The sequence below is a fragment of the Calyptranema fuscum S582 genome (genome assembly GCF_055793305.1).
Map to the genome: position 1 here is coordinate 40363 of NZ_JBSLYH010000047.1, position 17033 is coordinate 57395.

Genomic DNA, 17033 nt, shown 5'->3' on the forward strand with positions numbered 1-17033 from the left:
AGCTACTCCGCTGAGGATGGCAGGGCAGAAGGTTGATAGTGGGTTTTGAGCCACTCTTCCAGCGCCATACTGGTATGTTTCAGTACGTCCAGGGTGGGTGTAATATGCAACGTGTCCTGACTCCATTGCATCAATATGGTTAGCAATGTTTCTCTCGCCTTAGTTAGACGACGTGAGACGGTGTATTGCTTCGTGTCCAGTTGGGCTGCCATCTGTTGTTGAGTCAGGTTTTGCAGATAGTACAACTCCAGGATGGTCTTTAAATCGGATGAAAGATTTTCTAGAGCTGCGGTCAAAATAGCATTGAGTTGCGTCTGTTGAGTCAGGCGGAACTGGGTGTCTTCGTCGGCAATCATCTCCTGCAACAGCGACGTTTGAGCAGTTTGGGTCAGGTCATCTAAAAATTCGCTCGATTCTTGTCCGGGTTTTGGTGTATTGATCGAAATCGCGGTGGGATAAAGGTATTGTCGGGCAGCTTTGGCACAGTGGGTCAGCCACTTTTCTAGCTGTTCAATACTGGCGGAGGGTGTGTTGGCAGCGATCTGGGTATGGCGATCGCGATTATACAGAGAGGCGATCGCCTCCCACGTCTCCGGGGTTGGTTTGGGTAATTTGCGGGTGCCGCTGGTCTGGGTCGGAACATAGACGGTTTTAAAGCAATTCCATGCCCAAACCAGGTTGGCGATCGCCGCTGGCGTTGCCCCCAAATTTTGTAACGCTTCCACCAGACGTTTTTGACTGAGTTTGCGCAGCAGTGCCCAATCGGTGCAAATATCAACCTCTTGCCGTTGCCGTAATGTTTCTCGAATCAGGCTGCTAAACGTAGCGCTGGCATAATTTTTGAAATTAAATCCCTGGCTAGAGTTAAAGCCTTTAAGCAACTTATCAAATCCGGCGATCGCCATCTGAAAGCAGTCTGCCAGCGTATATTGAGTGCTGACAAACCCCAGAGTGGTTTTTTGTGCTGCCCAGTAGCACGGTTCTTGGGCATAGGCAGACAGGTGCCCTTTGGCGAGGCTCGTGGGCTGGGTCTGCCACTGCTTATGCCAATACAAAGCCCAAAAATTTTCTGAGACGTCCGCTTGGGAGGATGACGTTGATTCGGAGAGATTGAGTTGGCTCTGCATACTGCGTTTTAAGCGAGAGTCTGCCAGCCAAGTGCGGACGCGATCGTGATCAAATTGCAAAAACGTCGAAAACAGTTCAATTAAATCTTTACGGGGGCGCATAGCTTCAACCATTCAGGCACTGTCAGCCGATGTGCATAACGGAGCAGAGATAGACCTACTAAGGAGAAGGAAATCATTCAGGAGAGTGATCATGCAAACCCTGACGCCCATCTCGTTCACTGAAGTTTCAGGTTTAGAGACGTTGACTCCTCAAGTATTACTTCCTATCTTGCTTAACAATTTCGCAGTAGATCCCATTTTTAAAATCGTTTGCTGGAACAACTGGGGCGATCGCCAGGTTGCAGCGAGTGAACTCCGACAGTTTATTCGCTGGGCATTGCAGATCAGCTATTGCGATCGCTATCCCCAACCGATCCGGCTGCAACTGTTAGACCTTGCCTGGAGCGCCCAAAAACTATTGTGGGTCTTCTAAACTCCGGTTGGGCTTGATTTCCCCGATTTTGATTGAACTGGAAGGGTGACGGTTTACGACGAAAACACAGGTGCGGTATCCGTCCTACCAAAATCTTTAAACTTACTTAACCTATATTCCTCAAAGAGAGAGCAAAATATAGCCATCTCACCGTATGCTCCGACGTTGATTTTTGTTAGCGCGGCGTCGCCGCGCTAACAAAAATCAATCTTCGGCTTGATTAAATCTACGATCCGTATTTCCTGAATCGTCCCGGTTGCGCTACCTGAAACCATGTTTGACTTTTCCTATCCTTCGCTCACCCAAAACTGGGCACATTTTAGCTGGCGTATTTTCTATGGCTTGACCCACCCCTGGCTGATCAGTACAACCTTGCTCATCATTGCCATGGTTCCCCTGTTGCTTAACCTGGCGCGCTGGAAAAATCGCCTGAGTAAGCCTGTTTTAATTTGTTTAATCCTCTACTGGATAGCGATCTCACCGCCCGTTGCCTGGTTGGCAACTCAGAGTCTGATGCTGTTTGTCCCTGCCGATTTGGGCGGTGCAACGGATGCCATCGTGGTTTTGAGCCGAGGTCCTGATATTGAAAACACCCGCTATGAAGCGGCAATTCAACTCTGGCGCGATCGCCGTGCGCCCCGCATTTTTGTCACAGGGCAAAAGAATGTTGATAAGACGCTGAAATTATTCGAAGAAAATCGCATTCCCCAGCATGATTTGAGTGGCTCGGCCTGTGCGATTACGACGCACGATGAAGCGGTTTCAACGGCTGTGTTATTGGGACCTCAAGGGGTTAAGAAAATCATCTTAATTACAGATCCACCCCATATGTTGCGATCGCTACTGATATTTCGCAGTCTTGGGTTTTCTGTGACCCCGCATGTTAATCCTTTGCCTGCCGATCTCAGTTCGGTCAAGCAATCGTTGCTGGTATTTCGAGAATATTTGGGGTTAATTAGCTATGCCTTATTGGGACGATTTCGACCCCAACCGCCAGAACAATTAGCCAACCCACCTGCCCTAATTGTGAAACAAGTGTTAGAGCGTCACTGTGATATTGAAGGTACCCAAATATAGCGATCCTAAATTTAGTTGTGAAAGCGCCCGCCCGAAGGGCGGGCGCTTTCACACCGGATCATTTTCATGAATCAAATAGGATTGCTATATGAGTGGTTGAGTAATCCCAAATGGATTGAGGGAGGCGCACCCCGCAGGGGTGCGCCTCCCTCAATCCGCTCATCTGATAATGTATTGGGGACTGCTGTATGTCTACATAAAAAGACAGGATGCTAGAGGTTAATGCTCTGCATCCCGTCGTGTAAATGGGTAAAAAATATGGCTCTTCCCAGTCGGAGAACAGCCAATTACGTGAGAACCATAGAAACCTACTGTGGTCTTTTCAAAGTTACTCAAAATTACTCTTCTAAATGCTCTTCCAGCGCCTTTAAATTGTCAGGGTCAACATAATGACAGGTGGCTTCGTCAATACAGATTAATGCCCAGCCTGACTGATCGACACCCATAAATTTATATGAAGCTTCCTGCACAAAAAACCCTTTGTGATTACGAGTTTCAGGCTTTACTTCTACATCCTTGTTAGTCAACATAGTGCCCAACCCCTAGATATTAAATAAATTCAACTGGAGCGGTTAGCTATATGTTTAGCTAATCGCCAACTTCACTGAATCTTATCATTAGATTTTCGGGGATATCGTTAATTATCTTGGCTAATCATTGCGATATCTAAATGAATGAGGTGATTTATGGCGTTAAAGACCCCCCTAAATATGAAGTTTTGATCCCTAACTTTCAAATATCCAGGTTTGAACTCGTTCCAGACTCTTCCAATTGGGCTTTCTGCTTAACCCTTCTTCAAAATTCTGTTTAACTTCTTCCCGAAATTCTGAGACGCTGGCAACCAGTTGACCGGCAATTTCTACATGCTCTCTGACCCCTTTTTGAGCCGTTTCTAGCATGGCGATCGCCATATTAATTCGAGCTTGTGGGTCTTGGGGGTTTAGCTTTACAGCTTTTTTTGCCATTTTGTAGGCTTGGGTCGGTTTGTTGTCGAGTAAGTAAAGCCACGACAGACACGTCCATGCAGAACTGCTTTTGGGAGTGCGATCGCAAACTTCCTTAAAGAGAGGAATTAAAGTAGCGATATCTTCTCCAGCTTTATAGCGTTCAATTCCCTGATCAAAAAGCTCATCAACAGACTCAGTCATAATTCCTCAAACCTTAGACAAAGAAATAGCGGACACCGCTCAAACCCCAAAAATATAACAAATTCCCGCCGAAACTTATACCAATTTCTCACAGCGTTTTGAGCCAGATCGTTAATCTGTTGTCGGGACGGTTGGGACGGATATAAAACTCAAACAGGGCAGATGGGGTTAAGAGCCACGCGAAGCGTGGCTCTTAACCCCATCTGCCCTATTGCTCAGTTAAATTGTTTTTAAACCTTTATGAACTAAAGGCGATCGCACAATTTATGAGAAAGACTTGCCACACCCGCAGGTCTGATTGGCGTTGGGATTGGTGAATTGGAACCCACCCCCAATCAGCGCATCGCTGTAATCTAAGACTAAACCATAGAGATACAGCATACTCTTGGGATCGCAAACCACCTTAAACCCTTCATAGTCAAACACTTCATCGGTTTCCCGGATGTTGCTGGGGTCTTCAAAATCCATTAAATAGGACATGCCAGAACAGCCGCCTTGCCGCACCCCGACCCGCAGACACAGATCCTTGTCTTGCTTACTGCGTAGTGCGAGGACGTGATTGAGGGCTGCATCGGTTATCATGATGCCCCGTTGTTGAGCTTGAGCAACCTGTGTCATCTGTACAAAACTCCTGGCTCGGTCAAATTCATCGCCCTTAATCAAAGGCTTGTGCTGACAGCTTATACGAATTTAACTGCAAGGCACTACTCAGATCATACAGATTCTGCTGATGACTTGCCAAAGCAATTTCTGATGCGACTGATTTGGGCGATGAAATTGGGTGGAAGTGCCGCACGGCACTTCCACCCAATTTCATCGCTGGATGAAGCAATGCGATTTAGGGTTGGGATCGCGGCATCGCCGCGATCCCAACCCCGAACGTTGGTTTGATTTAACCCACGCTCCTTAGTTTGAATCAAGATCCTCAAAGATTTTGCTGGTCGTCAGCCGATGTGATGGAGTTTGTCCTAGATTGAGAGTGAAACTGAAATTTTATAAACAAAGAGTTCGGCTTTTTCTACGATCAGCCCCAGTCTCTTTTGGGTAAAGTTTGGTGCCTCTGATTCAGTGCCTCTTATTCAGTGGTTAAAGTGTTTAAGATGAATACTTACAGATGAATCACTGAACGGTAGCTTCTGTGCGACTAGAAACCGATTTTGCTAGTCTTCAGGCAGATAGGCTGAGGACTCGCAAAATCGTTAAGTTAGGAGACGCTGCTGTTGTAGCGGTCTCCAACCTCCAAGCGATGTTAGGGAAACGTAATGGCTTAAGTCTGTTTTCTAACAAATTGGCTGGATTTGTTCACCCTATCTGGTTTTGTAATATGACTGCCCTTAATCGCACTACCCTTCGCCGACTCAAGCAGCTCCATCAAATTCCGAGTGTATGGGAGGGCGATCGCCGTCTGATACAACCTGGTTTTGCCGGAGGTGTGGAAGCAGGGGGTGACATTCGCGGCGAGTGCATTCTCTGGGTAGATGGCAGCGAGGGTATTGTCCGGGCGATGGATCTGGTGCCGACGGATGTGGGGCATGAGGCAGTCGTGCGGACGTTGTTGCGGGCGATGGAGTATCCTCACAGTTCTGTTAGTCCGGCACGTCCCAAAAAAATTGTCGTGCGCGATCGCGAGATTCAGTTTTTCCTTCGGGGCGTTTTGCAAGATCTTAATATTGCGGTGGACTATGAACCTTCTCTGCCCTTAATTGACGAAATTTTTCGCAGTCTACAAGAAGCAACCAGTAATCGTCCGCCGCAGTTACCCCCCGAACATGCAGCAGCGCTGCTCAAAGTCACCCATGAGATCTGGCAAGATGCCCCCTGGGAACGCCTGGATGAGGAAAAAATTATTGCAATCGAGCTGAATTATGGCGATGTGGGCACGCTCTATGTTTCTATCTTGGGAATGCTGGGGATGGAGTATGGCATTCTCATGTATCGGTCTGTGGACTCGCTCAAGCAGTTTCGTCAGCGGGTGTTACAGGCAGATGATGCGCCCGATAGTTTGGAACAAGCGTTTTTAGAACAAGATTGCTTTTTCGTAACATTTGACCAAAACGAAGAATTTTTAGACGGCGAGGATGATGAATTCCTGGAAGAGTTTCTCGATGCCAGCGTCATCCCCTCGTTTGGTAATTTGCACCCATTGGAAGGGATGCGCCCCATGCTTTACGAAGATGAGGCGACCGCCGTGTATGTTGCTCTGACGGCTCTCCATCGATTTTTTAAGCAACATTTGCGATCGCTTTCTAGCGACGTGTTTCCGGCGATCAGCGGCAACTTCCGGGTGACAGATCCCCAGGAGGAGAAAAAGAAAATCTCGGTTAAGGTTTCTACCCTACCGGATTTGGCAGATGAGCTGTTTCAAATGGCTGCCCCCGATGACGATGACGATGACGCCGTGTTTGATTTTGGGTTTGATGAATTGCCAACGCTGCGGCATGATCTGGTGCCCACCGATGCGTTCTACAGCTTGGGGGCGCTGTCGTGGGATATCCTTGATTTTCTCCGCTCTAGCGTCAAATTCCATCAAGCTGTGGATATCGAGTTTCCCACCAAATCAGACGGATTTCCGGTGATTTTGATTCAGGCAACCCGACCCAAGGCAATGGCATTGATTGAGGGTTTGCAGGCCTCGGGAGGGCTGAAAGCGATTTGCTTTAATCCTGGAGAAGACCCCTTTGCCAATCAGCATTATGACCTGGGCATTTTGCAGGCGAATAACGGCGATTTGCACTTGTTTGGCGAATTTTCAGAAGACGATCCGGTGCATATTCAAGCCCGCAAAAAGTGGGATCAGCGCTGTAAAAAGACGGAAGGCTATTGTGGATTGGTGGTCGCTAAAGGCTTTAAGGGCGCAACTCGGGCAAATCCTGATCTCAAAGATATGCTGGCGTTATTTGAGGTGCGATCGTTGTCTGCCAAGGAATTGGGGCTTGGAGCCTTAGAGCTTGTTCCCCAGATCGAGCTGCCCTAACCTGAAGAACTGTAACAGATCCTGACAAAGTCGATATAGTGTCAATTCTGAGTGATAGGATGCCTAAAAAATGTTCAGCGAAAATTCATGACTGAAACTCTTACTGGACAAACGCCCGCATTCGGTGGCAGCACTGGCGGTCTTCTCAGCAAGGCTGACACTGAAGAAAAGTACGCGATTACCTGGACTAGTTCTAAGCAACAGGTGTTTGAAATGCCAACTGGCGGCGCTGCCGTTATGCATGAAGGTGAAAACCTTCTGTATTTGGCACGTAAAGAGCAATGCCTTGCTCTTGGCACCCAGCTGCGGACGAAGTTCAAGCCTAAAATCGAAGACTATAAGATCTATCGGATCTATGCCAACGGCGAAACTCAATACTTGCATCCTAAGGATGGCGTCTTCCCTGAAAAGGTAAATGAAGGACGACCCTTTGCCGGCAAGGTTGACCGTAGCATTGGTAAGAATCCCGAACCAGCCACCGTTAAATTTAGCGGTCGGAATACCTACGATCCTTAAGCACTCGAATTGAAATAAAACTTACATCCGTATTGTGGGTGTCGTGGCATTGTCACGATGCTCACAATAAACCCAGGTTTTATGAAACGGTCGGCTTAAAGGATTCAATTTAACTAAATCTGCATCGAGAGCTAAAAAAGTTCAGCATCGTTGCTGGGTCTTTTGCTCTAATTTCGACTCTCTTTATGAGCTGTATGTAGCTTAACTTGTCCCAAAAGGCTGTCCTTTTGGGATTTTTTATTGGGCTGATATAGCAATCCTAAATCAGTGGTGAAAGCGCCCGCCCTTCGGGCGGGCGCTTTCACCACTGATCAGGTTCATGAATCAAATAGGATCGCTATATGTAGTAGCCGAGGGGTTGATTAGGACAAAGGTGACAGCGGTACGCATTAGGGTTAGGACGGGGTGCAGGGGTAGAACCCCTGTCCGGCAGCACCGCCCCCGTGCCCCTGTTTTAACCAGCCCTGCGACTGCCATAACACTTTTCAATAGCCAATCGAGTTAGGACAGGGGATCAAGTATACTTTCAGAACCGGACACGTCTAGATCTGTTCTGGCATGAAATTTTATGCCAGTTTTTTAGCGTTTGTTCGGCAAGAGGGTCTCCTTGACTTTTGGCATTGCTTAATAGCGGGATGAATTTGACTGTGAACCCAAAGGGTTCACAGTCAAATTCATCCCCAAAATCAGCAATACCTGGCTTTTCTCTACACTCCCCGGCGTTTTTCGAGATAGTTGTGATATTCCCCGACTTTAAACAGTTTTCAGCTCTGGCAAAACAAGGCAACTTTGTCCCGGTCTATCAGGAATGGGTTGCGGATCTAGATACGCCAGTTTCAGCCTGGTATAAGGTTTGCGCAGGGCAACCCTATAGCTTTTTACTGGAGTCGGTCGAGGGTGGAGAAACGATCGGGCGGTATAGTTTGCTGGGGTGTGATCCGCTGTGGACTTTGGAAACCCGAGGCAGCCAAACGACTCAAGTGTTTCGCAATGGCGATCGCCAGGTCTATGACGGTGATCCGTTTAATGCGTTGGCAACGTGTCTAGCGCCTTACCGTCCTGTAAAACTTCCCGAATTACCCCCTGGTATTGGCGGCTTATTTGGCTTTTGGGGATATGAACTGATCCATTGGATTGAGCCACGGGTGCCGGTCTCTGAGGCGTCGGACGGCGATCCACCCGATGGGGTCTGGATGCAGATCGACCATTTACTAATTTTTGATCAGGTAAAGCGCAAGATTTGGGCGATCGCCTATGCAGACCTGAGAGATCCTAAAACCAAACTAAAAGAAGCCTATCAACAGGCGTGCGATCGCGTCACCCAGTTAATTGCCAAACTGCAAGCGCCCCTGAGCGGACAGAACACGATTTTGGCGTGGCAACCGCAGGCGACTCCAACCCCTTCACCCACGAAAGGTAAAAAGCGAGCAGGCACCGCCAGTGTACCGACAGGTTATACCAGCAACACCTCTAAAGAACAATATTGCGCTAACGTCAACGCCGCGAAAGACTATATTCGGGCGGGTGATATTTTCCAGGTTGTCCTGTCTCAACGGCTTTCGGCAACCTATGAGGGAGATCCATTTGCCCTTTATCGCTCGTTGCGGCAAATTAACCCGTCTCCCTACATGGCTTATTTTCACTTCCAGGACTGGCAAATTATTGGCTCCAGTCCCGAAGTCATGGTCAAGGCAGATCAATCGGTAGGTGACGATGCGACGATGGTCGCAACGGTCAGACCGATCGCAGGCACTCGTCCGCGTGGTAAGTCTCCAGCCGAAGATCTCCAGCTGGAACAGGATTTGCTACAAGATCCTAAAGAGATTGCCGAGCACGTCATGCTGGTTGACTTGGGACGAAACGATCTGGGACGCGTCTGTGCCAATGGCACGGTTCATGTAGACCAATTGATGGTGGTGGAATATTATTCCCATGTCATGCACATTGTTAGCAATGTGGTGGGCAAGCTTGCGCCGGGTAAAACTGCCTGGGATTTGCTCAAAGCGTGTTTCCCTGCCGGAACAGTGAGCGGTGCGCCCAAAATTCGGGCGATGGAAATCATCCATGAACTGGAACCCTGCCGCCGGGGGGTCTATTCCGGAGCCTATGGCTATTACGATTTTGATGGGCAGTTGAATACAGCGATCGCCATTCGCACCATGGTCGTGCGTCATCAGCCCAATGGCGAGCAGATGGTGAGTGTTCAATCGGGGGCAGGTCTGGTAGCGGACTCTGATCCCGAACGAGAATATGAAGAGACGCTGAATAAAGCCAAGGGGATGTTGGAAGCGATTCGCTGTCTGCATCCTTAAAATCGGAGAAGCAATAAAACCCCCATTCTTTTGAAAAGGGCGACGGCTTTGCCGTCGCCCTTTTCAAAAGTAATGCCAGAGTGATTGATTAGTGTCTGGACACTTATTCTTCGTCGTCTTCAATTTCAGGACGGCTCGACGCCAGCGTAAATAGCTTTAAGGATAGATTGGGCTGCGATTGAGTTGAGGAAGTTGTCGTTTGCTGCTGCGCCACAGACCCGCCGTTCGTAGACGTAGAGGGTGGGTTAGCGACGGAATGGCACAGTAGGGTCAAAACACAAGAACAGAGCGCCAGTGACCAAAAATCTAACTGTCGGGCAGAAAATATCCATTCTCTGGCGATCGCCTGCGACGGAGGCATAGCAAGACTGTCTTCAGCACCATACGCCGAATATGGCGATCGCCTTGCTGCTAAAGATTGGGTTTGATGTCTCCGATACGAGGATCGACTATTTTTTCTCACCACAGTTTTGAACCTTAAATTTCTGTCTAAGCTCATTGAAAGCATACCCAATCTACTAGTTTCCCTTACACCATCCGTAGGTCTGAGAATGGCTGTTGCCCCAACAACGGTTTCTCTAAAACGATACCTATCAGCAGGCAGACCTGAGTCTGTGATGTCACCTGTAGGATTGAAACCCGATTCTTTTTGAGAGAGCGGCGGCGGAGCCGCCGCTCTCTCAAAAAGAATTACAGATTAATTAATCTGTGATCCTTAGTCTTTTCAAGCCGATGGTTGGCGAATCAGCCTCTAAACTAGAGTTGCTCTCATTAGCCCAATCTATCTTAGAGGGTGAAGGGCTATCTGATGACTCAATCCACTTTTTGAAGTGGACAAAGGTAGAGCCATTGCACGAGTCGATCGGGACGATAGAGGTTGAGAGCCTTGTATAGCAAGCTTTTTAAGCATTGTCTAACTGATTTCAAGTTCAAATTAGGAGGGTCAGGATGCCCCCAGTTCATGCCAATCAGGGGCAGTGGTGCGGTTGAATCCATAATTTTGAGGTAGATCGGCTCTTGTGCAGAGGTTCACAGTAAGAGATCATGAGTAAGGATCGTTAATTGATAACTCTGTCGTGCTGGGTGAGAGGGCAATAGCTCGGCTGTCGTTCTGTCAAAAAGCATCAGAGTGATTCAATTCACGCTTCTAAAAATTGGTTCAGTTCAAAAAAAATGGAATTAAGTTTCCCACTGCATCTCAGCATGTGATATCGTAGTAAACGCTGTCTGACTGACGCACATCTGGGTCGCTAACTCAACGGTAGAGTACTCGGCTTTTAACCGAATAGTTCTGGGTTCGAATCCCAGGCGACCCATTTTTTCCTAAAGGAATGCCCCTGAACACAGTTCAGGGGCATTCCTTTTTGGATCAATGCTGAGTTTGGTAAAGCCGTCGAAGGGCTGGGTAGAACCCCGTTCTAATTAACCATTCCATTGCTATAGCAATCCTATTTGATCTGTGAAAATGATTCGGTGTGGAAGTGCCCGCCCTTCGGGCGGGCACTTTCACACCGGATTTAGGATCGCTATATCATTTTATTTTGTCAGGAAGGTTTAGTTGAGACTTTCGATCACATTCAGGAGTTCGCTGGGCTGATGAATTAAAAAGTCGGGGTTTTGTTTCAATAATGCGGCTTCTGAATTAAACCCCCAGGTTACGGCTACTACACGAATTTGGATATTTTTTGCTGCCTCAATATCTCTGGTTTCGTCTCCGACATAGACGACCCGACGATAATCCAAACTGTGTTGTTTCAAAAGACGGTTAATCACTCGCCCTTTGCCGAAGAGGGTGGTGCCCGAATAAATAAAACTAAAAAGTTGTCCTAACCCATGGGTGTTGAGAAAGGCTTTGACGTTGTCTTGTGAGTTGGAGGTGACGATACCCAGCAGATGATCTTGTTGTTTGAGGCGAATCAGGGTGTCACTCATCCCTGGAATAGGCTTGAGTCGTCCGATTTCTTGCCTGAGTTCGGTTTTTAGCCGCTTGAGTAAAAACGGCAATCTAAATAATGGAACTTTTGATTGCTTGATAATTTCTCTAGAGTCGAGGTTACGCAGCCGTTGAACTTCTTCGGGCGTTGGAGGTTGATAGCCTAACTCGGCGGCTAGCTGACTCGTAATTCTCAACACGGCATCAAAGGTATCTGCGATCGTTCCATCAAAATCAAAAATAACGATTTTCACATCTCTACTCAGTGGGGGTGATGCTGCCAAATGATATGGGGATGGGCGGCAGACATAGCCCACCACCCATATAACCCTAATCTATTATGAGAACTGGAGTTTTACGCAGAAAAAAGTCCAGTTCCCCCGTTGAAGTCTCGTGTCAGATTCTGGATCAAAGAATAAGTAGTGGTACTCATGTCATGACTTTTTTAGAGCTACCAAAGAATAAACGGCAGTGCTGATTTTTAGGATGAGTTTGAACGTGCAACTGAAGATTTCACGGTCAAACTTATCCCAACCACTTAAGGAATGGGAATTAAATAACTCCGATGATTTGTTGTACGGGCGTACGGGCGAACGGCAGTTCGCCCCTCCAAAGATTCAATATTCGACCTTATTTAATCCACGATCCTAAGCTATTACACAATTCTGATGGGCAAACGAGCTTACTTTTTGAGACGCTGCTCGGACGGACGGGCGGCTTGAGTAGACCGAGTCGCTGAATTTGAACTATTGGGGGGTTCTGGGTCACGCGATCGCATTGGAGCGGTTTCTGGTTGGAGTTGTTGCCGCCCATTGCGCACAATCCGCATCATTTCACCCAATTGCTGCTCCATATCGCGCAACACCCCATCGGCATAGCTGTCAGCACCGGATTGGATTTCTTCACACTCGGCGATCGCCATCCGCCGCATCTCTTCTACCTCTTGTTGCACCTGCCGCCGCATTCGTTCAATTTCTGCTAAGGTTTGCTCTTGAGCTGCCTCACATTCTTGCTGAACTTGTTGGCGAATTTGCTGAATTTCTAATTCTGCCTGCCGCACCAGGTTCATTTCATCTAAAATCTGAACGGCTCGCCGTTCTGCCGCCTCAATAATTTCTTGAGCATATTGTTCGGCTTCTGAAAGCACTTCTTCTTTATGGCGAAGCGTTTCTGCCGCTTCTTGAAAAGCCGTGGGTAAATTGAGACGAATTAAATCGAGTTGATCGAGCAATTGTTCTTCATCAACCAATGTCCGCCGCGTCAAAAAGACACGAGGGCTATCTAAAATCATTTCCTCAAGCTTGTTGAGTTCCCGCTGAATATCGACACCTCCGCTTCTCGAAGCTTCTCTGGGAGTCGCATTGCTGGTAGGGTTGGCGGGGTTCATGTCGGGTCCGTTGCGGTCGGAACTGATGGCAGAAGCGTCTTGACGTAACATCGGTGAATATCTAGGGCAACAGTTTGCGGGACAAGATGATCAACAGGTCCTCCAAATTTAGCAATTTCCTTAACCAGACTACTGCTAAGAAAACTGTATTCGTTGGAGGTTGCTAAAAAGACGGTTTCAATCTCATCAGAAAGAGTTTTGTTAGTATGAGCCATTTGCAGCTCTTTCTCAAAGTCAGAAAGAACTCGAAGACCTCGAAGTAGCACCCCAGCGTCATGAATGCGGGCATAGTGAACGGTCAGACCATCGAAGCTATCTACTTCGACATTGGATAAGTGCGATGTAGAAATGCGAATTTGCTCTAGCCGTTGCTGCACGTTAAATAAAGGAGATTTATTGGGGTTTCGGGAAACCACAACGATCACCTTTTCAAAGAGCTTGCAGCCGCGCTCGATGATATCTAAATGACCGAGGGTTATCGGATCGAAACTGCCAGGATAAACTGCAATCACGATTTTAATTCGCCATTATTTAGGCAATTATACTGGAACCCTGAAGGAATTTCGGGGATGTCAGGTCATTATATAGGGATTAGGGATCGGGGGTCAGAGATTCGGGGCAATGGGGATGCACCTCAGTTCTTCAATCTTCTCCCTGCCCGTCTTTGTGGCTGACGAAGCGGTTGGCAACTGTTTCAGGCTGGATGGCAGAGAGGATGATGTGTCCGGAGTCGGTAATGATCACGGCTCGGGTGCGGCGACCATAGGTAGCATCGATCAGCTGACTGCGATCGCGAGCATCGGTAATGATACGCTTGATGGGGGCTGACTCTGGGCTAACGATGGCAATCACCCGATTAGCAGAGACGATGTTGCCAAACCCAATGTTAATTAGCTTAATATCCATGAGTGAACTACCCAGCCCAGAGAGGGGGCATTGGAGATCTCTGCTCTGATCCTAATCGAAAAAAATGGGTCTGTTGGGATAAATCTTTTGTGAGACTTAATTAAAATTTATTTTTCCAGCATCTTTTAAGGATAACCGTGCAACCGCTTGATTTGACGACACTGACAGCTGTCTGCACAGAACTGCGGACGGACTGGCTCCCGGCTCGACTAGAGCAAGTTTACCAATGCGATCGCTTTACGATTGCCCTGGCTCTGCGGACTTTAAACCAACGGGGCTGGCTGACGATTTCCTGGCATCCGCAAGCCGCCCGTCTTTGCATGGGCGATGCGCCACCCCGCACTCCCGATACGTTTACCTTTAGCCAGCAGTTACGGCATCAGTTGAACGGGTTGGTGCTGACCAAGATTGAGGCGATCGCCCCCTGGGAACGTGCCTTGGATCTACAGTTTGCCCGTCGTCCGGGTGATCCACCCCTGTGGCATGTCTATGTCGAGATCATGGGCAAATATAGCAACGTGATCTTAACAACGGCAGATCAGCAGATTGTGACGGTTGCCCATCAGGTGAGCAACCAGCAGTCGAGTGTGCGATCGGTGTTGACGGGGCAGCCTTACGAATTTCCGCCCGCCATGACCGACCCAGCCCCGTCTTTGACGGAGCCTTTGGAGTCGTGGCGAGAACGAATTGCGTTGATCCCCGGTGCGCTCAAACGTAATCTGGTCAAAAATTATCGGGGTCTGAGTTCGGCGCTGGTGGAATCGATGATTTGGGCAGCTGACCTGGAACCCGAGCAATCAACCGACACGCTCACCGAAGCGGAGTGGCAGCGATTGTTTCAACGCTGGTGTGACTGGTTGCAGGCGCTGGAGCAGGGCACCTTTCAACCCGGATGGTTGACGCAGGGGTATACGGTCATGGGTTGGGGACTGGTGGAACCTGTCGCGACGGTGCAAGCGCTGGTCAGTCGTTATTATCGTGATCAACTGAATCAACAGGAGTTTAAGCAACTGCGGCACCAGATTAGCCAGAAATTGGGCAGTGTGCTGAAAAAGCTCTATGTCAAAGCAAACGATTTTCAACGCCGCATTCAACTGTCTGATAACGCCGATCAATATAAGGATCAGGCGGATTTGTTGATGGCATATTTGTATGAGTGGCAACCGGGGCTAAAACAAATTCAATTACTCGACTTCAGCACCAATGAGCCGGTGGCGATCGCCCTTGATCCTGAAAAAAATGCGGTACAAAATGCTCAGGCACTTTATAAGAGACATCAGAAATTGAAGCGATCGCGGGCGGCAATTGAGCCATTGTTGGCAGCGGTGCAAGAGGAAATTCATTATTTAGAACAGGTAGAGGTGGCGATCGCCCAGATTGAGCACTACCAAACGGCGGATGATCTGACCTCGCTGGAAGAAATTCGCGATGAATTGATCCAGCAAGGCTATCTCGATGATCCAGATCAACGCTATCGAGGGGCGATCGCCAAAGAAGCGACTGAATTTCACCAATACAAAACGCCCAGTGGCTTTGATGTGTGGATTGGGCGCAACAATCGCCAAAACGATACCCTCACCTTTCGGATCGCCGGAGACTACGATCTCTGGTTTCATACCCAAGAAATTCCTGGCAGTCACGTCCTGTTGCGCCTGCAACCGGGAGACGTGCCCGATGATACCGACCTACAATTCACCGCAAACCTATCTGTCTATTACAGCCGCGCCCGCCAAAGCGATCAGGCACCCGTCGTCTATACCGAACCCAAAAATGTCTACAAACCCAAGGGGGCAAAACCGGGCATTGCTATCTACAAACACGAACGGATTATTTGGGGAGAACCTGACAAAGCGATCCTGCTCGCATAGTTTGGGTGTGGCACGGCAGAGCCGCGCCACACCCAAACTCAGATCTTCAATTACGACCCTAGGGGAGAAGGTTGGCGGCTGATCAATAAGCGCAGGACGGACAAGCTCAAGATGAGCAGAAACATGACGAGTCCAATGGTGCAGGCATAGCTGATTTCCAATTCCTGAAAGGCGTGTTCGTAAACGTAATAGACCAGGGTTTTGGAGCTATTGCGGGGACCCCCTTGGGTCATGATGTAGACTTCTTCAAATACCTTGGTTGCAGAAATTGCTGAAATCACCGCGACTAAAAATAGATAAGGCTTCATTAAAGGCACCGTAATATCCCAGTGCTTTTGCCAGCCATCGGAGCCATCGATTGCCGCTGCTTCATACAAATCTGCTGGAATGGACTGCAACCCCGCCAGATAAATCACCATGTAGTACCCCAACCCCTTCCATATGGTCACTGCCATGACACTGAAGAGTGCCCACCGGGGACTGGTCAGCCAGGGAATTCCCTCTTTAGACAGGTGTAGCCCTTGCAAAATCTGGTTGAGTAACCCTGTTTCGGCATAGAGCCAGCGCCATGCGATCCCGGCGACCACCATCGACACAATGACGGGAGTATAGTAGGCTGCCCGAAACCAGCGAATTCCGGGTAGGGCACGATTGACTAAAATTGCCAACACCAGCGGTGCCGTTACCAAAATGGGCACGACACCGATTAGATACACCAACGTATTGCGGAACGTTTTCCAGAAGACTTTATCTTTGACCAGGGTTTCAAAGTTTTCAAACCAAATCCACTCGGGCGGTTGGGTCAGGTCAAATTCGTAACGAGTAAAACTTAAGAAAAAAGCTTGCAGGGCTGGATAGAAAACCGTCAGGCTCAGCACCAACAAAGCAGGCAACAGAAAGAGATACGGGGTGGAATAGCGTTGAAGCGTAGACCAACGGTGAGTGTGTCTGCTTTGCATGGACTGGGTCATGGACTGGGTTCAACTATCTGGGTTACTAGTCTTGCTAAGGATCAAACCCGAAGATTTAGTTTTGGAAGCGTGGCGACGCCACGCTTCCAAAACTAAATCTTCGGGTTTATTAAATCCATGATCCTACGGGTTGGGATAGCGTTTACAGAGACCAACGAAAATTTCTCCTGCAATCCTATCCGATGATGCAACAAGATCTGTTTTCCAGCGTACAAGAGAAAAGCGCTCAGGATCATAGGTTTCTTAAGGATCGGGGATTGAATAAGAGAGGTTGTGTGAGAACCCGCGCGGAGCGCGGGTTCTCACACAACCTCCTGATTTAACCGTCTCGACGATTGC

18 protein-coding genes and 1 tRNA gene are annotated in these 17033 nt (G+C 48.4%); 7 read left to right on the forward strand and 12 right to left on the reverse strand.

Going from position 1 to position 17033, the window contains the following annotated elements; translation table 11 throughout:
* Positions 1–2: 2 nt before the first annotated feature.
* A complete protein-coding gene (locus tag ACR6Z4_RS25190; protein ID WP_479720096.1) occupies positions 3–1241 on the reverse strand; it encodes a sigma-70 family RNA polymerase sigma factor in 1239 nt (412 codons plus the stop codon).
* 79 nt (positions 1242–1320) lie between these two features.
* On the opposite strand from ACR6Z4_RS25190, the gene ACR6Z4_RS25195 reads away from it, so the two are divergent.
* On the forward strand, positions 1321–1602 hold the full coding sequence (locus ACR6Z4_RS25195) for a hypothetical protein (protein ID WP_479720097.1): 282 nt from the start codon (positions 1321–1323) through the stop codon (positions 1600–1602).
* Positions 1603–1875: 273 nt separating this feature from the next.
* Complete coding sequence (locus ACR6Z4_RS25200) at positions 1876–2679, forward strand: YdcF family protein (protein ID WP_479720098.1); 804 nt, start codon at positions 1876–1878, stop codon at positions 2677–2679.
* A gap of 338 nt (positions 2680–3017) precedes the next feature.
* Here ACR6Z4_RS25200 and ACR6Z4_RS25205 read toward each other — a convergent pair whose 3' ends face one another.
* The 4 genes from ACR6Z4_RS25205 to ACR6Z4_RS25220 form a co-directional block, all read right to left on the reverse strand.
* A complete protein-coding gene (locus ACR6Z4_RS25205; RefSeq protein WP_479720099.1) occupies positions 3018–3209 on the reverse strand; it encodes a hypothetical protein in 192 nt (63 codons plus the stop codon).
* A 195-nt stretch (positions 3210–3404) separates the two neighbouring features.
* The gene (locus ACR6Z4_RS25210) at positions 3405–3827 is read right to left on the reverse strand and encodes a tetratricopeptide repeat protein (protein WP_479720100.1); all 423 of its coding nucleotides are present in this window, start codon (positions 3825–3827) and stop codon (positions 3405–3407) included.
* A 264-nt stretch (positions 3828–4091) separates the two neighbouring features.
* Complete coding sequence (locus ACR6Z4_RS25215; protein WP_479720101.1) at positions 4092–4445, reverse strand: HesB/IscA family protein; 354 nt, start codon at positions 4443–4445, stop codon at positions 4092–4094.
* A gap of 95 nt (positions 4446–4540) precedes the next feature.
* Complete coding sequence (locus tag ACR6Z4_RS25220) at positions 4541–4747, reverse strand: hypothetical protein (RefSeq protein WP_479720102.1); 207 nt, start codon at positions 4745–4747, stop codon at positions 4541–4543.
* A 218-nt stretch (positions 4748–4965) separates the two neighbouring features.
* On the opposite strand from ACR6Z4_RS25220, the gene ACR6Z4_RS25225 reads away from it, so the two are divergent.
* The 3 genes from ACR6Z4_RS25225 (at position 4966) to ACR6Z4_RS25235 (ending at position 9629) form a co-directional block, all read left to right on the forward strand.
* Complete coding sequence (locus ACR6Z4_RS25225; RefSeq protein WP_479720103.1) at positions 4966–6801, forward strand: DUF6930 domain-containing protein; 1836 nt, start codon at positions 4966–4968, stop codon at positions 6799–6801.
* A gap of 87 nt (positions 6802–6888) precedes the next feature.
* On the forward strand, positions 6889–7317 hold the full coding sequence (gene psaD, locus ACR6Z4_RS25230) for a photosystem I reaction center subunit II (protein ID WP_479720104.1): 429 nt from the start codon (positions 6889–6891) through the stop codon (positions 7315–7317).
* A 737-nt stretch (positions 7318–8054) separates the two neighbouring features.
* Positions 8055–9629: an anthranilate synthase component I family protein gene (locus tag ACR6Z4_RS25235; RefSeq protein WP_479720105.1), complete on the forward strand. Its 1575-nt coding sequence runs from the start codon at positions 8055–8057 to the stop codon at positions 9627–9629.
* A gap of 103 nt (positions 9630–9732) precedes the next feature.
* On the opposite strand, the gene ACR6Z4_RS25240 is transcribed toward ACR6Z4_RS25235, so the two are convergent.
* Both ACR6Z4_RS25240 and ACR6Z4_RS25245 read right to left on the reverse strand, forming a co-directional pair.
* Positions 9733–10095: a hypothetical protein gene (locus ACR6Z4_RS25240; RefSeq protein WP_479720106.1), complete on the reverse strand. Its 363-nt coding sequence runs from the start codon at positions 10093–10095 to the stop codon at positions 9733–9735.
* A 347-nt stretch (positions 10096–10442) separates the two neighbouring features.
* Positions 10443–10625: a hypothetical protein gene (locus tag ACR6Z4_RS25245; RefSeq protein WP_479720107.1), complete on the reverse strand. Its 183-nt coding sequence runs from the start codon at positions 10623–10625 to the stop codon at positions 10443–10445.
* 248 nt (positions 10626–10873) lie between these two features.
* Between ACR6Z4_RS25245 and ACR6Z4_RS25250 the strand changes: the two genes are divergently transcribed.
* Positions 10874–10945, forward strand: a tRNA-Lys gene (locus tag ACR6Z4_RS25250).
* Positions 10946–11183: 238 nt separating this feature from the next.
* On the opposite strand, the gene ACR6Z4_RS25255 is transcribed toward ACR6Z4_RS25250, so the two are convergent.
* The 4 genes from ACR6Z4_RS25255 to remA form a co-directional block, all read right to left on the reverse strand.
* The gene (locus tag ACR6Z4_RS25255; protein ID WP_479720108.1) at positions 11184–11816 is read right to left on the reverse strand and encodes an HAD-IA family hydrolase; all 633 of its coding nucleotides are present in this window, start codon (positions 11814–11816) and stop codon (positions 11184–11186) included.
* Between the two features lie 428 nt (positions 11817–12244).
* Entirely contained in the window at positions 12245–13000 is a 756-nt protein-coding gene (locus tag ACR6Z4_RS25260; protein WP_479720109.1) for a DivIVA domain-containing protein, read from the reverse strand.
* Positions 12946–13461, reverse strand: coding sequence for a pantetheine-phosphate adenylyltransferase (coaD, locus tag ACR6Z4_RS25265; RefSeq protein WP_479720110.1), 516 nt, complete (start codon positions 13459–13461; stop codon positions 12946–12948). The genes ACR6Z4_RS25260 and coaD overlap by 55 nt, the downstream gene beginning before the upstream one ends.
* A gap of 130 nt (positions 13462–13591) precedes the next feature.
* Complete coding sequence (gene remA / locus ACR6Z4_RS25270) at positions 13592–13855, reverse strand: extracellular matrix/biofilm regulator RemA (RefSeq protein WP_479720111.1); 264 nt, start codon at positions 13853–13855, stop codon at positions 13592–13594.
* A 137-nt stretch (positions 13856–13992) separates the two neighbouring features.
* Here remA and ACR6Z4_RS25275 point away from each other — a divergent pair, with 137 nt between their 5' ends.
* Positions 13993–15723, forward strand: a complete 1731-nt coding sequence (locus ACR6Z4_RS25275; protein ID WP_479720112.1) for an Rqc2 family fibronectin-binding protein — start codon at positions 13993–13995, stop codon at positions 15721–15723.
* 50 nt (positions 15724–15773) lie between these two features.
* On the opposite strand, the gene ACR6Z4_RS25280 is transcribed toward ACR6Z4_RS25275, so the two are convergent.
* Positions 15774–16694: a carbohydrate ABC transporter permease gene (locus tag ACR6Z4_RS25280; protein ID WP_479720113.1), complete on the reverse strand. Its 921-nt coding sequence runs from the start codon at positions 16692–16694 to the stop codon at positions 15774–15776.
* Positions 16695–17033: the final 339 nt, after the last annotated feature.

What these genes read in the sequence shown, in the direction of transcription:
- ACR6Z4_RS25280 (WP_479720113.1), bottom strand. Translation starts at nt 16,694, where the DNA reads ATGACCCAGTCCATGCAAAGCAGACACACTCACCGTTGGTCTACGCTT.
- ACR6Z4_RS25195 (WP_479720097.1), top strand. Translation starts at nt 1,321, where the DNA reads ATGCAAACCCTGACGCCCATCTCGTTCACTGAAGTTTCAGGTTTAGAG.
- ACR6Z4_RS25205 (WP_479720099.1), bottom strand. Translation starts at nt 3,209, where the DNA reads ATGTTGACTAACAAGGATGTAGAAGTAAAGCCTGAAACTCGTAATCAC.
- ACR6Z4_RS25200 (WP_479720098.1), top strand. Translation starts at nt 1,876, where the DNA reads ATGTTTGACTTTTCCTATCCTTCGCTCACCCAAAACTGGGCACATTTT.
- ACR6Z4_RS25215 (WP_479720101.1), bottom strand. Translation starts at nt 4,445, where the DNA reads ATGACACAGGTTGCTCAAGCTCAACAACGGGGCATCATGATAACCGAT.
- ACR6Z4_RS25210 (WP_479720100.1), bottom strand. Translation starts at nt 3,827, where the DNA reads ATGACTGAGTCTGTTGATGAGCTTTTTGATCAGGGAATTGAACGCTAT.
- ACR6Z4_RS25245 (WP_479720107.1), bottom strand. Translation starts at nt 10,625, where the DNA reads ATGGATTCAACCGCACCACTGCCCCTGATTGGCATGAACTGGGGGCAT.
- psaD (WP_479720104.1), top strand. Translation starts at nt 6,889, where the DNA reads ATGACTGAAACTCTTACTGGACAAACGCCCGCATTCGGTGGCAGCACT.
- ACR6Z4_RS25190 (WP_479720096.1), bottom strand. Translation starts at nt 1,241, where the DNA reads ATGGTTGAAGCTATGCGCCCCCGTAAAGATTTAATTGAACTGTTTTCG.
- ACR6Z4_RS25260 (WP_479720109.1), bottom strand. Translation starts at nt 13,000, where the DNA reads ATGTTACGTCAAGACGCTTCTGCCATCAGTTCCGACCGCAACGGACCC.
- remA (WP_479720111.1), bottom strand. Translation starts at nt 13,855, where the DNA reads ATGGATATTAAGCTAATTAACATTGGGTTTGGCAACATCGTCTCTGCT.